The following is a 16,337-nucleotide window of genomic DNA, read 5'->3' on the forward strand; positions in this document are numbered from 1 at the left end:
ACATGTAAAAAATATTAAATAATTTCAGGAGGAAACAAACATGCAAAGATTTACAATACCAAGAGACCTATATTTCGGAGAGGACGCATTATCACACTTAAACACAATTAAAGGAACTAAGGCCTTTATCGTTATAGGATCACAAAGATTAGTTAATGACGGGACAGTACCTGCTGCTGTTGAATATTTAAAAGCAGCTGGAATAGAGAGTGAATTATTCGTAGGTGTAGAAAATGACCCTTCAGTAGCTACTGTTATGAAAGGTGTAGAAGCTATGAACAAATTTCAGCCAGATGTAATTATAGGAATAGGTGGAGGTTCCCCGATAGATGCTGCAAAAGCTATGTGGATCTTCTATGAGCACCCGACATTCACATTTGAAGAAGCTGCAAAACCATTTAACTTACCGGAATTAAGAAACAAAGCTAAGTTTATAGCAGTTCCTACAACAAGTGGTACAGCTACAGAAGTTACATCATTTGCTGTAATCACAGACAATGAAACTAATATCAAATATCCAATCGCAGACTACAACATCACTCCAGATGTGGCTATTGTAGATACTAACTTAGTACAGACAATGCCTAAGGGATTAGTTGCTAACACAGGAATGGATGCATTAACTCATGCACTAGAAGCTTATGTTTCAAAAGCAAGAAACCCATTTACAGATGCACTTGCAATGAAATCTATTGAGATGATTGCAGATACTTTAATCAACTCTTACAATGGAGAAGATCAGTCTAGAAAAGATATGCATATTGCACAAAACTTAGCAGGAATGGCATTCTCAAACGCTATCCTTGGTATAGTTCATTCAATGGCTCATAAAACTGGTAAAGTTTTAAATATTGCCCATGGATTAGCTAATGCAATCTATCTTTCTTATGCTATTGAATTCAATGCAAAAGATAAAGTTGGAAAAGCACAATATGCCCATGCAGCTAAAACAATAGGATTAGCAGGGAATAATGAAACTGAATTAGTAGAATCATTGGTAAACTTAGTTAAAGAATTAAGAGAACAAATGAATATGCCTCATTCATTAAAAGAATTTGGAATAGAAGAGGAGTTCTTCTTAGCAAACTTAGATGAGATCGCTAGAACATCAGTAGCGGATCCATGTACAGGTACAAACCCAAGAGAGATATCTGTAGAAGAGATGAAAAACTTATTCAAAGCTGTTTATTACGGTGAAAAAGTAACATTCTAAAATTTTTTATAGAAAAGGCTGACTGTTCAGTTAGCCTTTTTTCTTTGTTCAATTTATAAAACTTTTTAAGGATCTACACTTTCAGGAGGAACAAAATGAAAAATAACAAAACAACCAGGGAAGCTGACAGGTGTTTAACTTGTAAAAATGCAAGATGCAGCGGTGGATGCCCTATATCCACAGCTATCCCACAAATAATAGAACTATATCGTAATGGTGACTTAGATAAAGCAGGAGAGATACTTTTTGAAAATAACCCGCTTTCCCTCATATGTTCCATGGTATGTCCCCACGAGGATAATTGTATGGGTAACTGCATCCTAGGAATAAAAGGAGAACCTGTTGATTTTCCTTCCATAGAGAAAGAAATTTCTACAAAATACCTGAATGAAAATGTATTTTCTCAAGAAACTAAACTAGATGACAGAATAGCTGTAATAGGATCTGGACCTTCAGGAGTTACCCTAGCTTTTATCCTTGCAAAAAAAGGTTATAAAGTTACCATATTTGAAAAGCACTCCAAATTAGGGGGAGTTTTGAGGTATGGAATCCCTGAATTTAGGTTACCCAAAGATATATTAGATACCATAGAGAAAAGACTAGTAGAATTAGGAGTCAAGATAAGGTATAACGATCTTATCGGTCCCGTAAATAATGTTGAAAAATTATTAGAGGATGGGTATAGTGCTGTTTTTATTGGGACAGGAGTTTGGAATCCAAAACCTCTAAGGATAAAAGGAGAAACTTTTGGACATGTTCATTATGCTATTAATTATTTGAAATCTCCAGAATCATTTGATTTAGGGGAAAAAGTAGCTGTAATCGGTGCTGGAAATGTTGCCATGGACGCGGCTAGAACTGCCAAAAGATTAGGAGCTGACAAAGTAACTGTTCTTTATAGAAAAGGCATTAAAGATATGAAAGCAACTAAGACAGAGATTAGAGAAGCTGAAGAAGATGGTGTTCAATTCAGTTTATACACAACTCCCAAAGAAATAGTCGATGAAGGTATCATTGTTACCCAGACAAAACTTGTCGTAGATATAGATAACAATGAAAAATTAAGAAATATTGATGATTCTCAAACCTTCCTTCAATATGACTCTATAATCATAGCTGTAAGTCAAAACCCTGCAAACAATATTGTCTCAAACACTCAGGAAAATATCGAAACAAATAAATCAGGTCTTGTTTTAATTGATGCAGCAGGACACACTACAAAGAATGGGATATTTGCTTCTGGAGATATAGTTACAGGAGCAAGGACTGTAGTCGAAGCTGTTGTCAGTACTAAAAAAGTAGCTGCAGCAATTGAAGAATATATTTTAAATTTAAAAAAATAGAACTAACAGTGTTCACTTCTATTTAATTTTTTCATAGTGTGCATAATCCAAAAAAGAAAAGACCTCCTAACTGTAATAGTCGTACAGTCAGGAGGTCTTTCATTTTATATTTTATTTAAGGAAAGAAAGAAATGAAAAAATTATTATTTTCATTTGCTTATACTAGTTAGTCGCAGAAAAGAAGAAAAAAGTTTAAATTTAATTTTTAAAAAATTCATCCGATAAATAAAAGTTCTATTCATCGATCTCTTTTCTCCGATATCTGTTTTTTATCTTAAATCGATATAGTCTTTCCCCCACTTATCCATCTCTTCTAAGATTGGCATAAGTCTTTCACCTAACTCTGTCAATGAGTATTCCACCATGGGAGGAACTTGTGGGTATACCTTTCTGCTCACTAACTTATTATTTTCAAGATCTCTCAGCTGCTGTGTCAGCATCTTTTGAGTTATCCCCGGAATACGTCTTTTAAACTCATTGAACCTTATGGTCCCGTAGTTTCCCAAATTCCATAAAATCAGTGCTTTCCATTTGCCACTTATTATTTCAAGGGTTAACTCAATTTCACACTTATAGTTACTACAACTTATCTTATTCAGTCTGTCTTCTGGCATATTATAACTCCTTTAAATTTTAACCTTTATTTTTTTATCTTACCATTTGTTTTATCCTGACAGCACTCTTTAACTTCATATACGTAAAGAAACTCTTAGGATTATAGTTGGCAAATTTACTATTTTTATAATCTACATAGGCTCCATTGTATACACAGACTCTAAAATACTGTTCCGCTATCTCTCTGTTAAAAATTTCTGACTTAAATCTTCCAACAGAGTTGTTTGCATCTATTAATTTATTGAGCCATTTTTCAATACTTCTTTTCGTGTATTGAAAGTGTTTTAAAGTAGAAGAGAGGGCTATCTCTGCATGGATGTCTAGCTCATCTTCACTGTATTCAACTCCCAAATAATCCAGTCCTAGAATATATATTTTTTTCATTACCCTTATCCTGTCATTCATTCTTTTCAGTGCCTGGTTGGTTATACTGCTGGACACTATTCTGTATCTCAATAATTTTTGAGATATGTTTACAATCTTATGATCTTTGGCTATCTCCATCCACAATCCATAATCTTCTGTGGCCTTGTATTCATCCCTGTATCTATAATTATTTTCTAATAACACACTCTTTCTAATTATTACAGCTGGATGCATTACTGGACTTTCAAAGAGAAGTTTACATCTGATCTCACTGTATCTTGTAGGAAAATCTGTTGGTTTTTTTATCATAGGTTTATTGGATAAAAACATCACCCCATTGGATCCGGCTACTGCAACATCAGAATTATTTTCCATAAAGTTTACTTGTGTTTCTATCCTGTTTTTTTCCGCTATATCATCAGCATCCATTCGGACAATATATTTTCCACTAGCTGTTTCTATTCCTTTATTCAATGTTTTTATTAGTCCTATATTCTCTGTATTATGAACTAACCTTATCCTTTCATCCTTATAGGATTCAATTATGTTTACACTTGAATCTGTAGACCCGTCATTTATTATCAAAAACTCAAACTCCTCATAAGTTTGATCTAAAATACTGTCCATTGTTTCCCTTAAAAATTCACTTGCATTATATACAGGCATTAATACTGTTACCATCATCATAATCTCCCCCTTTTATAACCCATCAAATAATCCTTCGTATTTTTTCACTGACTCCTTTACACTAAATTTTTCTACAGTCTCATGTGATCCCTTTATTAACTCGGACTTTAACTCTTTATTGTCTAGGAGGAGTTTCATCAATCTGGCCATCTCTCTATGATCTCCTACATCGCACAGTAATCCTGTCTTTCCATCTAAGATTACATCCTCAGGTTTAGCCATAGACCTTGTTGATATCACAGGGATCTTACAGGCCATAGCCTCTACCAATACCATCCCAAATCCTTCAGTTTTTGAAGACAATAAGAAACCGTCACACCTAGATATATATTTAAATGGATTTATTTGATGTCCTATAAAATCCACACGATCTTCTAATTTTAAATTTTTAACCAGTTCACGATGTTTTTCTTCCTCAGGTCCCTCCCCTATTATCAACAGCTTTACACTTTTGTCTTTTATTTCATTCAAGGCACGTATCATAACATCCTGTGTTTTCTCCCATGATAACCTCCCTATCGTGGTAAAAACTTTATGATTTCCATCCAGCCACTTGTGGGACACCTCTTCCTTTGACATCTTTATCATATTTTCATCCACTACAGGATTATTTATAATCTCGATTTTATCCTCTCTTAATTTTACCCCAGATATCTTCATAGTCAAGTCTATACTTCCACGATTTATTCCGACAACCTTATCTGCCATGGGATAAAACCATTTAATTATTTTTTTTCTGACTGTAGTTCTATCTATAGCGTGGAGGGAAAATATGACTTTAGCTTTCATCCTGAATATTTTTTTAGCCAATAGGATAGTCAAATTATTTATACATCCTCCGGCTATAATAATGTCAGGATCCTCTCTCCTCATTACCTGTATCGATTCCAATACACCCTCCCGGGCTCTTTCTTTATCTAAATTTATCCTCCTAATCTCATCTTTCAGATGAAATGTAGATCTGTTGTTGGTATTCAAGAGTACCACTTCATACTTTTTTAAATCTAAGTTATTTAATATATTTACAAAAACTCTCTCTATTCCTCCATTTAAAAATATGGAATAATAAAATAAGATCTTTTTCTTTTTCATAACGTCTCCCTTTTAAATCCTTATATCTGTTTTTATTCACACTAATTCATGTAATTCGTGACCTTTCTAAAGCTATAAATAAAGAAGAGTTAACTTTTCCTAAAAGCCAAAACCTTTTTCCCGTAATATACTCCTAATATCCCCAGACTCACAAATAATGCTGTATAACTCTTTATATTCCCATCATTGAACGCCAGGTAGATCCCCATTACCAACAAAAATCCCAGACCTAGAATGATCTTATTTCTGTCATATTCATAATAATAATATTTCATAGAAACCTTGAGCTTTACTATAAAGAAACCAATCCATGCTATGGCAGTGGCTATGGCAGCTCCTTTAGCCCCGTACCTCGGAACCAGGATAAAGTTTAATCCTATATTTACTAGACTTGCAACTAATCCTGCTATAAAGTGCCACTTAGGTTTTTTAGCAAAATTTATTCCTTGAGAAAGGACTTCAGACATACAGTTTAATACTGGTGCCATAGTCAATATAGGTATCACATAGATAGCTTTTCTATAACTATCTCCCAGTACTATATGAGCCAAATCCCTGAATATCATAGTGGATACAGCTATGCCGAACATTACCCCTGTTATTACCATTGAGGTTTTAGTAAAATACGATCGGTCCTCTGGGTTTTCTTCATATCTTTTTAACTGTCTCGGTACTATAAAGGACGAGATGGTCCCCTGAAGTATCGTCAGAATAGCCATTAATTTCAATGCCGCACTATATACTCCTAACTCTCCATAGTCACTCCATAATTTTATAGCTATCTGATCAAAGGAAAAGAATAGCCAGATTACCATTTTATTTAAAAGAAGCGGAAATGAATATTTCATAATTTCTGCCTGACTGTGTCTCGGAGTTCCACGGCCTTTTTTCCACGATTTCAAATTTAACCCAATCCCCAGTAAAACTGTAAGGACTATAGATAAAAATCCAGAATATATAACTATTTTATAGGTTTTTCCCATAAGATAATATAGAACAATCACTAATACAAACTCAAAAAACTTCCGGGAGAAAGTAAAAACTGAATACAGTTTATAAGATTCATTTAATCTCAATACATAGTCGGTAAACAACTGGAGATGATGAAAAAATAGAGCAAGTACCAAAACCAAAACCACAGAAAAATCAGGATCTTTGAATAAAAATTCCCCTATCCATCTATAGGAAAACAACCCGATTATTCCTACTATTCCTGTTAAGATCAATGGATATTTTATTGCGTTATGGAGGAGGTTCCCACGAAGCTCCGCAGTCTCCTCATAAAAAAAACGACTATAGGTGTCCACAGTCCCCAATAACAGCATGGGACCTATGGTATTTATTACCAGTAAATACATAGCCGCCTGTCCGAATTCCTCTGGTGTCAGTATCCTTGTAAGGATAGGGGTGGTCATTATGCCGAAAAGTATTCCCAGCCAATTTCCTGCTGCAAATGTAAAAAATTTCTTTATCATAAATTTATCTCCTTTTAAAAAGCACTCAATGATGCCAAAATTTATTATTTACTCAATATTTCTCGATGATAAAAATTCTAATTAAGAACCAAATTTTCTCTTTATTTTAAATGTATAGACCTCAGATAAAACTCATTATTTAAAGTTTTGATTTTAAAAAAAATATTAGTATAATATACTATACTAACATTTATCTAATTTACCCTCAGGAGATTTTATTATGAAATTAGCATACATTATCCAGGCCCATAAGGGCTTCAAACAACTAAGTCTTTTAATAGATATTCTATCAAAAAATTCAGATGTATATCTTCATATTGACTTAAAAAATAATTATTTATATAAACAATTAAAAGATCATTATTTAACTCAAAACAATATTTTTATTATTTCAGATAGAGTTTCTGTCAACTGGTCTGGTTTTTCCCAGGTAAAAGCCACATTAAATTTACTCGAAGCTGTCAGAGATAAAAATTATGACTACGTTACTCTTCTAAGCGGACAGGACCTCCCTATCAAATCTCATTCAGAGATTATAAGGTTTTTATCGCAAGATGTCCACCGTGAATTTATCCATATCGCCCCTGACTATAAAAACTATAGCTGGAGACTCCTAAGATACAGCCCATGGAGTGAGAGTAAATCTATCCGTAACTTTCCTTTGAATAAACTAAACAGTGTCTCTATAAAATTGCAAAATTTATTAAATATAAAAAAATCTTTTTTTAAAAATCTGGATATCTATATGGGTTCCTCTTGGTTCACCATAACAAATCGCGCTGTAGAACATATCTTAAACAGCGTAGACAATAAATTAATAGAAGGATTCAAGTCTACCACCTGCTCCGATGAACATTTTATTCAGACATTACTTATGAACTCCCCCTTTAAAGAAAAGGTTGTAGGAGAAAATACAGTATATATAGACTGGTCAGAGGGAAACCCCAATCCTAAAATTTTAACCATGGATGATTATTCAAAATTAAAAAATTCTACTAAACTTTTTGCAAGAAAATTTGATATCGATATAGATTCGGATATCATTAATAAAATTATAAAAGATGAATTTATTTAAATTCATCTTTTTCTATATATTTTCTATACTTTTTTTTATTGATATAAAATTTATTATTAATTAAAAAAGGATTTTTATATCATTCTTTATATACTAATAATGAATATTTATTTTTATTCGATTAATGTCGCTTTGCTAATATAGTTATACTAGAACTGTTGTTATCAATCAATTTAATCTTAAAAAAAGGAGGTCTGTATGTTTAATTTAAATTTTAAAAATCTAAAGATGAATGGGTTATTCATCATATTAATGATATTTTCTGTCCCTGCATATGCCAACGATATTGAGGAGTCTATGAAGGATGCATCTAAATATTATAACGACGGCGAATATAAAAATTCTGTGGAAAGTCTCAACTATGCCTCGCAACTAATTCAGCAAGAGGTGGCAGGCAAAATAGAACCTTTCCTTCCAAAACCTTTAAGTGGCTGGACTACTCCAAATACAAATTCTCAACCAATGAATGCATCTTTATTTGGTGGTGCTATCACTACTAAACGTCAATACAATAAAAAATCCAGCTCCATCACTGTCCAGATTATCACCGATTCTCAGCTCATTCAGAGTATGTCAACGGTGTTTACCAACCCTATGTTCACTACATCTAATGGTGGCAGACTTGAAAGGATTAACCGTCAAAAAGCTATTGTTAAATTCACCCCAGATACCAAAAGTGGTAAAATTGAGATCATTGCTGCCAATAGATTTTTGGTATTAGTCGAAGGACAAGAAATCACAAAGAAAGAATTAAAAGATTACGCAGGTGCAATCGATTATGAAAAATTAATATCTCTGCCTTAGGCCATCTAAATCACAATTAAATAAATCATTTTTTATCTATCCCTTCTTGAGGGATAGATTTTTTTATACATCTATGATCACTCCTATTTTTAAAGTTTGATCTTCTGTTTTTTTATCCTTCTAAGTCCCTGCAGTAGCTTATCTCCTACTTCTTTAGTGGCTTTTATGTCAGCCAAACTATTATGAGCATTACTCAGTTCTACTCCCATAATTTTACATATAGTTTCCAGTTTATGATTCTCTAACTTAGGTACTACATCTGCTATCTCCAATGCCGTGTATACACTGAGGGTATCAAATACCTGTTTATAGTTGAGAAAACTTCCCAGATAATTATCATTGTTTCTCTTAAAAAATCTATTCAGTACATCTATATCAAATTTTACATTCTGCCCTGCAATGATAAATTTATCCTCTCTGTCGAATTTATCTATATATTTTGAAAAAATTTCTACTAACTCCTCATAGGCTTTTTTAGGAGATTGAAAACCGTCTAATTCTTCACGACTCATCCCTGTCACTTCCAAGGCCTGCTCCGATATATCTGCTCCCTCATGGGGATGACAAAAGATATCAAACTCCTCCTTTAATTCGCCGTCTACCTCTATTACTCCAGATATTTGAAACATCGCACTATTTTCTGTTAATCCAGTTGTTTCCGTATCGTACCATAGTATTTTCATATTTTTTCTCCTTTTTCAATTTGATCAACTTTCATTTTTATACTTTTATTTATAAATTTTTTTAACATAGTTTTCTCTTTCTTTTTTTACACGATGTACTCACACTAATTTTAAATAAGTCTTCCTGTTACTTTCTCTTGAAAAAAAGTAACCAAAGTTCAAGAGCTTATAAAAAATAAATATTTCATAATCAAATCTCTACTAAAAAATCTAATCGTTTGCTACATCTTCGGGAAAGTCGCAGAATATTTTTAGAAGAGATTTTTCATATTCCATTTACATTATTTTTTAAATGCTCAGTAATTTATTTCCACTCCTTTAATTCTAGTAAAAATTAACAATTAGAAAATTCATAATATTTATTGTCAGAAAGCGATATCTTTTTCTGATTATACAGATAAACTAAGTGAGCCATAGCTTCTCCAGTAGCAAACCACCTTTGAACATGGGGAAGGTCATCCCAGTTTGTAAATTTAATATCCCATTTCATTTGAGAAGCGACCTCATAGGGTGATTGTAAACTTTTTTTAGACAGAATTTCTTCTACCTCTATAAGTCTTTCATGGTGATGATCCATCAATTCATCGATTCTTCTATGACAATGATCAAAGAGTTTTCTATGAGAGGGAAAAACCTTATCTACATTTAATTTTTTTATTTTTTCCAAGCTGTTCATATAGTCGCCAAGAGCATTATTTTCCATAGACCATACCGATATATTAGGAGTTATCCTCTCTAAGATGTGATCCCCGGAAAATAGTAACCTATGTTTTTTTTCATAGAGACACATTATTCCCTGGGTATGTCCTGGAGTAGATACACATTGGAGTGCATATTCTCCTATTTGAATTATCTCTTCGTCTTCTACGTAAGTAAACTCTACATCATAAGTATTATTAAATTTAAATCCGGGATGTCTGTCAAAATATTCATCTAAATTTTCTGGGAATCCTAACTTTTCAGCACCTGTAAATTTATTTTTCCAGCTGTTAAAATCCCGAAGAATATTTATATCCAAAGCGTCTTTTTTACTGCAGTAAACTCTTCTTCCTTTCTTTATAAAATCTGATACTAAACCAGAGTGATCACTGTGAAGGTGGGTGATAAAGATATCAGTTTTATCCATAGAGATCCCTATTTCCTCCAACCCTTGAGAGAGAGCATTTCTGCATTCCTGGCGGTTAAACCCAGTATCTATAAGAAGATTTCTTTCATCTCCTGTAATAACATAAGCATTTAAAAATTTTAAAGGACTTTTAGGAAGAGGTATCTCTATCTTCCAAATATTTTGATAAATTTCTTCTACCATTTTTTCCTCCTGTAAGTTCAACAATAAAATTCGTACTATTAGTGATAATTTGTGATAAAACTATAAAAAAGAAGAGGTCTAATAATGAACCCAGTGAAAAATAGAATCCTTACCTGTTCTTTAACAGCCACTCCTTAGAAAAATCCACCGCTTCCCTTAAAGAAAACAATCTACTCTCTGCGTTACCTACAAGTTCTTTTGTTATTTTATATTTACCTTCAAACTCTTTCCCGAGTTCTGCAAAATCATCTGCATTATATTCATAATCATCAAACCATTCCCAAGATCTTTTATTTTCTACCATCATTGCTGTTCCATTTTTTTTCTTTGGTACCTTATCTCCAACGAGAGTCTCTCCCAAATGAAAGCTAGTACAAGAATCATAACCGACTCCTATCAATAAAACCTTCGTTTTTTCTAAATTATATAAAGTACCTAATGGTGATTCCATTCCAAATTGAGGAGTCAATGGATGATTTTCTATAATTTTCTCCTTTAATTTCCCACTAGCACAAAATGATACTTGGGGATGACTTGAACGTATAACATTAGGAAAAGTTCTAAATAATTCCGGTATTCCTCCCATCCCCCTTGTAGGAGTAATACCAGGATCATAAGCCGGCATATTATCATAGATTATTTGATGCCATTCTTCAGGAACAGGTGGATTCCCCCATTCAATAGGATCACTCCAATCTCCACTGTGAGTTGGCATGACTAATGTTCCCTCTTCTCTTACAGCATCTATGAGAGCCATTATTACACTTTGTGCTCCACCACATACCCATCCTAAACTAGAGAGAGAAGAGTGAACTAATAATGTATCACCTTTTTCTATTCCTAAACCTTTTAAATCTTCTAATAAAGATTTTTTTGTAACAGGCATCTTGGTTTTATCTATTATATTTTTTTCACTCATTCTCTGTCTCCTTTTTTTTAATTTAGTCAACTTTCTTTTTTACACGATGTACTCACACTAATTTTAAATAACTCTTTCTGTTACTTTCTCGATTCACGAGTACTTAATTTATTTCTATAACTAGAAAAAATTAAGATGTGAAAAAAAGTAACCAAAGTTCAAGATTATATAAAAATTATTATTTCATAATCTAAAAGATTATAAAAAATCGAATCGAAGCAATATTTTTTAGTAAGTCGTCGAATATTTTTATAAACTTTTTTTCATATTCCATTTACATAATTTTTATAATATCAATTTAAAACTTTGATATATATTAAGATCTTTAAAAAAGGTCATAAGAGGGAAGAGGCCTACTTCTTCTCTCTCTCTGCTATCTCCTTCAATACCTTTTTTATATCCTGAGCTCTCTCTTTTTTACACACTAAGAGGGCATCATCGGTTTCTACTACCACCAAATCTTCTAACCCAATTGTAGCTACTATTTTTTTCGTTCCTATAATTATATTGTTCTTACTTCCGATCTCAATGAGTTCATTAGCTCTGTTTACAGTCCCGTTTTCATTGTGTTCCAATACCTCATCTAGTGCAGGGTAACTCCCCACATCATTCCAACCAAAATCTACAGGTATAACCTGGATATTTTGAGCTTTTTCCATTATTCCGAAATCGATGGAGATCTTTTCAAATTTCTCAAATAAAGTTTTAAGTTCCTCTATTTCAGCTTCTGCATCTATTTTTTTATCTTTTAATGCAGTGATCTTATTAAAAATTTTAAAATGTTTCGGCATATATTTTTCAAAAGATCCCATGATCATATCGAGTCCTATGACAAACATCCCACTATTCCATAGGTAGTTCCCGGCTTCTACATACTCCTCTGCTCTCTCTAAATTTGGTTTTTCCCAAAATCTTATTACCCTACTTGGTTCCCCTATATAGGCTTCCTTTACCTCTATATATCCATATCCTGTTTCAGGTTTATTAGGCTTTATCCCTAATGTAATGATGGAATTAGTTTCCATCGCTATCTCACTGGCTCCTACTATTCTCTTTCTGAAGTTATCCTCATTTTTTATGATATGATCCGAAGCCAACACCACCATGGTAATGTTTTCATCCTTTAATTTTTCCTTTATCTTAACTGCTCCATATCCAATGGCAGCAGCAGTATCCTTGAATGCCGGTTCCACAATTATATTTTCATAGGGTAGGTCAGGAAGCTCCTTTCTTATGGCCTCTGCCTGGATAGCATTGGTACCTATAAATATCTTATCTGCTGATATGATGGGCAGTATACGGTCTACTGTCATCCTGATTAAACTTCTTTCTTCATCTATTAATTTCAACAATTGCTTGGGTCTTTCCTTCGTTGATAGGGGCCAAAATCTTTCCCCAGATCCTCCTGCCATTATAAATGCTGCTAACATACACCACCACTCCTATTTTATCGATTTAATTCTCATTTTTAATCTTAGATTTTTCCATTGAGAAGATAAGTTTTTAATATTTCCCTTTCATCTACAGATCTTATTTTGAGTTTATTTTTCCTATTCATTTTATTTTTTCATCCCTATTTTTTATCTTGGTAGAGCTTCAATACTTACTACTAATAGTATATACTAAATACTTGAAAAATATGATATAATGTTACGAATAAAAAAATTATTTTTTATAATTGGATATAGATATACAATCATAATTATCTATTAGACTTATAAAAATTTGGAGGTTAATAAATGATATCAACTAGTAGTATAGGGCTTATGTTCCCTGGAAAAAAATTATTTGAAGATGTAAATATTAAATTTACACCTGGTAACTGTTACGGACTTATCGGAGCTAACGGTGCTGGAAAATCTACATTCTTAAAAATCTTGGCTGGTGAAATCGACGCCACTGAAGGTGAAGTTATCTTAGGACCTAGAGAAAGATTATCTTTCCTACAACAAGACCATTTCGCTCACGCAGATGAAGTAGTTTTAAATGTAGTAATGATGGGTCATAAAGAATTATTCGCTATAAAAAAAGAACAGGAAGAGCTTTATGCAAAACCTGATGCAACAGATGAAGATTATGCAAAAGCTGGAGAATTAACTGATAGAATCGAAGAATTAGACGGTTGGTCTGCTGAAACTAATGCAGAAAAATTACTTACTGGATTAGGAGTAGATCCTTCAATTCACTATAAAGTTATGAACGAACTTACAGAGCCTGAGAGAGTTAAAATCCTTTTAGCACAAGCATTATTTGGTGATCCAGATGTTCTTTTATTAGACGAACCTACAAATGGTTTGGATATCCATGCTATCAACTGGTTAGAGAACTTTTTAGCAAACTTTAACGCAACTGTTATCGTTGTATCACATGATAGACATTTCTTAAATAAAGTATGTACTCATATTGCTGATATCGATTTTGGTAAAGTTAAGATGTTCGTAGGAAACTATGATTTCTGGTACGAATCAAGTCAAGTTGTATTAGAATTAATGAGAAATAAAAATAAAAAATTAGAGCAAAAAAGAGAAGAATTACAAACCTTCATCGCTAGATTCAGTGCCAATGCTTCAAAGTCAAATCAAGCAACAGCAAGAAAAAAGATGTTAGATAACTTAAAATTTGAAGATATGCAAGTTTCAAATAGAAAATATCCATTCATCGAATTCAAAGCTGAAAGAGATGCTGGAAACAACATGTTAAAAGTTGAAAACTTAACTAAAACTATCGATGGAGTAAAGGTATTAGATAATATCTCATTCACTATCAATACTGGAGATAAAGTAGTACTTTTAGCTAAAAATGATATAGTTAAAACAACTCTTATCAAGATAATGGCTGGAGAGATAGAACCTGATTCAGGTAGTATCACTTGGGGAGTAACAACTTCTTTAGGTTATATGCCTAGAGATAACTCTGAGTACTTCACAGCTAACAGTGGAACTGACCTTATTGACTGGTTAAGACCATATTCATCTGATCCTCACGAAAGTTTCATCAGAGGATTCTTAGGAAGAATGTTATTTGCTGGAGAAGATTCTCAAAAGAAACCTAGTGTTCTTTCTGGAGGAGAAAAAGTAAGATGTATGTTATCTAAAACAATGATGACAGGAGCTAACGTTTACTTATTCGATAACCCTACAGACCATTTAGATCTTGAATCTATTACATCATTAAATAAAGCGTTAATTAAATTTAACGGAACTATCATATTTGCAGCTCATGACCATGAGTTTATTCAAACTGTAGCCAATAGAATTATTGAAATAACTCCTAATGGAGTTGTCGATAAATTAATGGACTTCGATGAATATATCAAAGACGAAGGTGTAGAAGCTAGACTTGCAGAGATGTATAACTAAAAGGAACGTGACGTTCCATCTAGATAAAATAAAAAAGCTGAGGCTGGCCTCAGCTTTTTTTATTCCCCAATAAAATTATAATTTTATAATTTTTTGGATATTGTGTCCCGTTGTTTTTTATTCAAATACTCCTAATTTACGGCAGATACCTGTATATACCCTAAGTCCATTTCCCAATACTTTCTCATCAAAATTAAATTTGGAATTATGCAGTGATGCAGTATATCCAAGTTCTTTATTTTTAGTTCCTACAAAGAAAAAAAGTCCCCTTGTTACTTCCTGATAAAACCCAAAATCCTCAGCTAACATCTCAGGATCTATCTCCTCAAATCCCAGTTTTTCATCTCCTCTGACAACATCTTCTAAAACATCGTAGTATTTCTTATCATTTATAACAGGAGGATATCCTTCAGCCAACTCTATCTCTATTTCAACTCCATAACTGAGCTCCATTCCACGGGCTATACCCCTTATTTTATCTACAATAAAATTAAAGGTCTCTGTAGAAAAAGTCCTTATAGTTCCCTCCATCCGGGTAACTTCCGGAATGATATTTCTTATAGTTCCTCCCTCTATCTTACCTATGGCAATTATACTAGGATCAAAAGGAGCTACAAATTTTGAGGTAATAAGATTAAACCCTTCGAACATCTTCCCTGCTACCTGGATGGAATCTATCCCCAACTGGGGCTGGCCCCCATGACCACTTTTCCCTTTGATAATTATATTTATCTCTGCCGCTTTGGCCATGAATCCCCCTGCTCTGCAGCCGATTATTCCCTCTTCTAACTTTGGAAAAAGATGTAACCCGAAGATCCCCATAACATTATATTTTTCCAAGATTCCACTTTTTACGATGTCCTTGGCTCCTCCCGGTCCCTCTTCAGCAGGCTGAAATATTAGAAGGATATTTTTTTTCAATTTTTTCCCCTTTAAATAATCCATAAACCCCAGCAGAGTCGCCATATGACCATCATGTCCGCAGGCATGCATAACTCCCTCGTGTTTAGAGGTATAAGAAACTCCTGTTTCTTCTACAATTGTCAGTGCATCCATATCTGTCCTGAACCCATAAGTTTCCTCTGAACCCCCATCCAGATAGATATAAATTCCTGTTTCACAAATTATTTCAGGCTCATATCCCATCTTTCTTATCTCTCCCAGTAAATAAGCCTGAGTCTTTTTTTCCACATACCCTAATTCCGGAATTTCATGTAAATTTCTTCTATATTTTTTCATATTTTCTATTATTTTTTCCATCCCTGCCTCCTTAAAAGAAATTTCTCATATTATCTTAGGTAAAAGTAAACCTTATTTTTTTAATTTTTAAAAATATATATTATATATACGAAACATATATAATACAAAAGTTAAAAAATAATATATTTCAAAATTAT

The 16,337-nt window shown here is 33.0% G+C and carries 14 protein-coding genes; 5 read left to right on the forward strand and 9 right to left on the reverse strand.

What is annotated here, in order from left to right:
• Positions 1–40: 40 nt before the first annotated feature.
• Together K337_RS0111240 and K337_RS0111245 are read left to right on the forward strand one after the other, a co-directional pair.
• The gene (locus tag K337_RS0111240; RefSeq protein ID WP_028856697.1) at positions 41–1,213 is read left to right on the forward strand and encodes an iron-containing alcohol dehydrogenase; all 1,173 of its coding nucleotides are present in this window, start codon (positions 41–43) and stop codon (positions 1,211–1,213) included.
• A 95-nt stretch (positions 1,214–1,308) separates the two neighbouring features.
• Positions 1,309–2,556, forward strand: a complete 1,248-nt coding sequence (locus tag K337_RS0111245) for an NAD(P)-dependent oxidoreductase (protein ID WP_028856698.1) — start codon at positions 1,309–1,311, stop codon at positions 2,554–2,556.
• Between the two features lie 269 nt (positions 2,557–2,825).
• On the opposite strand, the gene K337_RS0111250 is transcribed toward K337_RS0111245, so the two are convergent.
• The 4 genes from K337_RS0111250 to K337_RS0111265 form a co-directional block, all read right to left on the reverse strand.
• On the reverse strand, positions 2,826–3,170 hold the full coding sequence (locus tag K337_RS0111250) for a winged helix-turn-helix transcriptional regulator (protein WP_037029359.1): 345 nt from the start codon (positions 3,168–3,170) through the stop codon (positions 2,826–2,828).
• A gap of 34 nt (positions 3,171–3,204) precedes the next feature.
• On the reverse strand, positions 3,205–4,224 hold the full coding sequence (locus K337_RS18350) for a glycosyltransferase family 2 protein (RefSeq protein ID WP_051251730.1): 1,020 nt from the start codon (positions 4,222–4,224) through the stop codon (positions 3,205–3,207).
• 12 nt (positions 4,225–4,236) lie between these two features.
• Complete coding sequence (locus K337_RS0111260) at positions 4,237–5,316, reverse strand: glycosyltransferase (RefSeq protein WP_028856700.1); 1,080 nt, start codon at positions 5,314–5,316, stop codon at positions 4,237–4,239.
• 89 nt (positions 5,317–5,405) lie between these two features.
• Positions 5,406–6,791, reverse strand: a complete 1,386-nt coding sequence (locus K337_RS0111265) for a lipopolysaccharide biosynthesis protein (protein WP_028856701.1) — start codon at positions 6,789–6,791, stop codon at positions 5,406–5,408.
• Positions 6,792–7,011: 220 nt separating this feature from the next.
• On the opposite strand from K337_RS0111265, the gene K337_RS0111270 reads away from it, so the two are divergent.
• Both K337_RS0111270 and K337_RS0111275 read left to right on the forward strand, forming a co-directional pair.
• The gene (locus K337_RS0111270) at positions 7,012–7,866 is read left to right on the forward strand and encodes a beta-1,6-N-acetylglucosaminyltransferase (RefSeq protein ID WP_037029361.1); all 855 of its coding nucleotides are present in this window, start codon (positions 7,012–7,014) and stop codon (positions 7,864–7,866) included.
• A gap of 198 nt (positions 7,867–8,064) precedes the next feature.
• Positions 8,065–8,670, forward strand: coding sequence for a hypothetical protein (locus tag K337_RS0111275; RefSeq protein WP_028856703.1), 606 nt, complete (start codon positions 8,065–8,067; stop codon positions 8,668–8,670).
• Between the two features lie 89 nt (positions 8,671–8,759).
• Here the strand turns inward: K337_RS0111275 and K337_RS0111280 are convergent, their stop codons facing one another.
• From K337_RS0111280 to K337_RS0111295, 4 genes are all read right to left on the reverse strand, one after another.
• The gene (locus tag K337_RS0111280; protein WP_028856704.1) at positions 8,760–9,353 is read right to left on the reverse strand and encodes a 3'-5' exonuclease; all 594 of its coding nucleotides are present in this window, start codon (positions 9,351–9,353) and stop codon (positions 8,760–8,762) included.
• Between the two features lie 334 nt (positions 9,354–9,687).
• Entirely contained in the window at positions 9,688–10,662 is a 975-nt protein-coding gene (locus K337_RS0111285; RefSeq protein WP_028856705.1) for an MBL fold metallo-hydrolase, read from the reverse strand.
• A gap of 109 nt (positions 10,663–10,771) precedes the next feature.
• The gene (locus K337_RS0111290; RefSeq protein WP_028856706.1) at positions 10,772–11,581 is read right to left on the reverse strand and encodes an AAC(3) family N-acetyltransferase; all 810 of its coding nucleotides are present in this window, start codon (positions 11,579–11,581) and stop codon (positions 10,772–10,774) included.
• 353 nt (positions 11,582–11,934) lie between these two features.
• The gene (locus K337_RS0111295) at positions 11,935–13,011 is read right to left on the reverse strand and encodes a mannose-1-phosphate guanylyltransferase (protein ID WP_028856707.1); all 1,077 of its coding nucleotides are present in this window, start codon (positions 13,009–13,011) and stop codon (positions 11,935–11,937) included.
• Positions 13,012–13,320: 309 nt separating this feature from the next.
• Here K337_RS0111295 and K337_RS0111300 point away from each other — a divergent pair, with 309 nt between their 5' ends.
• The gene (locus tag K337_RS0111300) at positions 13,321–14,940 is read left to right on the forward strand and encodes an ABC-F family ATP-binding cassette domain-containing protein (RefSeq protein ID WP_028856708.1); all 1,620 of its coding nucleotides are present in this window, start codon (positions 13,321–13,323) and stop codon (positions 14,938–14,940) included.
• A gap of 117 nt (positions 14,941–15,057) precedes the next feature.
• On the opposite strand, the gene K337_RS0111305 is transcribed toward K337_RS0111300, so the two are convergent.
• The gene (locus K337_RS0111305) at positions 15,058–16,200 is read right to left on the reverse strand and encodes a M20 metallopeptidase family protein (RefSeq protein ID WP_028856709.1); all 1,143 of its coding nucleotides are present in this window, start codon (positions 16,198–16,200) and stop codon (positions 15,058–15,060) included.
• Between the last annotated feature and the right edge of the window lie 137 nt (positions 16,201–16,337).

This window comes from Psychrilyobacter atlanticus DSM 19335, assembly GCF_000426625.1.
Classification (GTDB): domain Bacteria; phylum Fusobacteriota; class Fusobacteriia; order Fusobacteriales; family Fusobacteriaceae; genus Psychrilyobacter; species Psychrilyobacter atlanticus.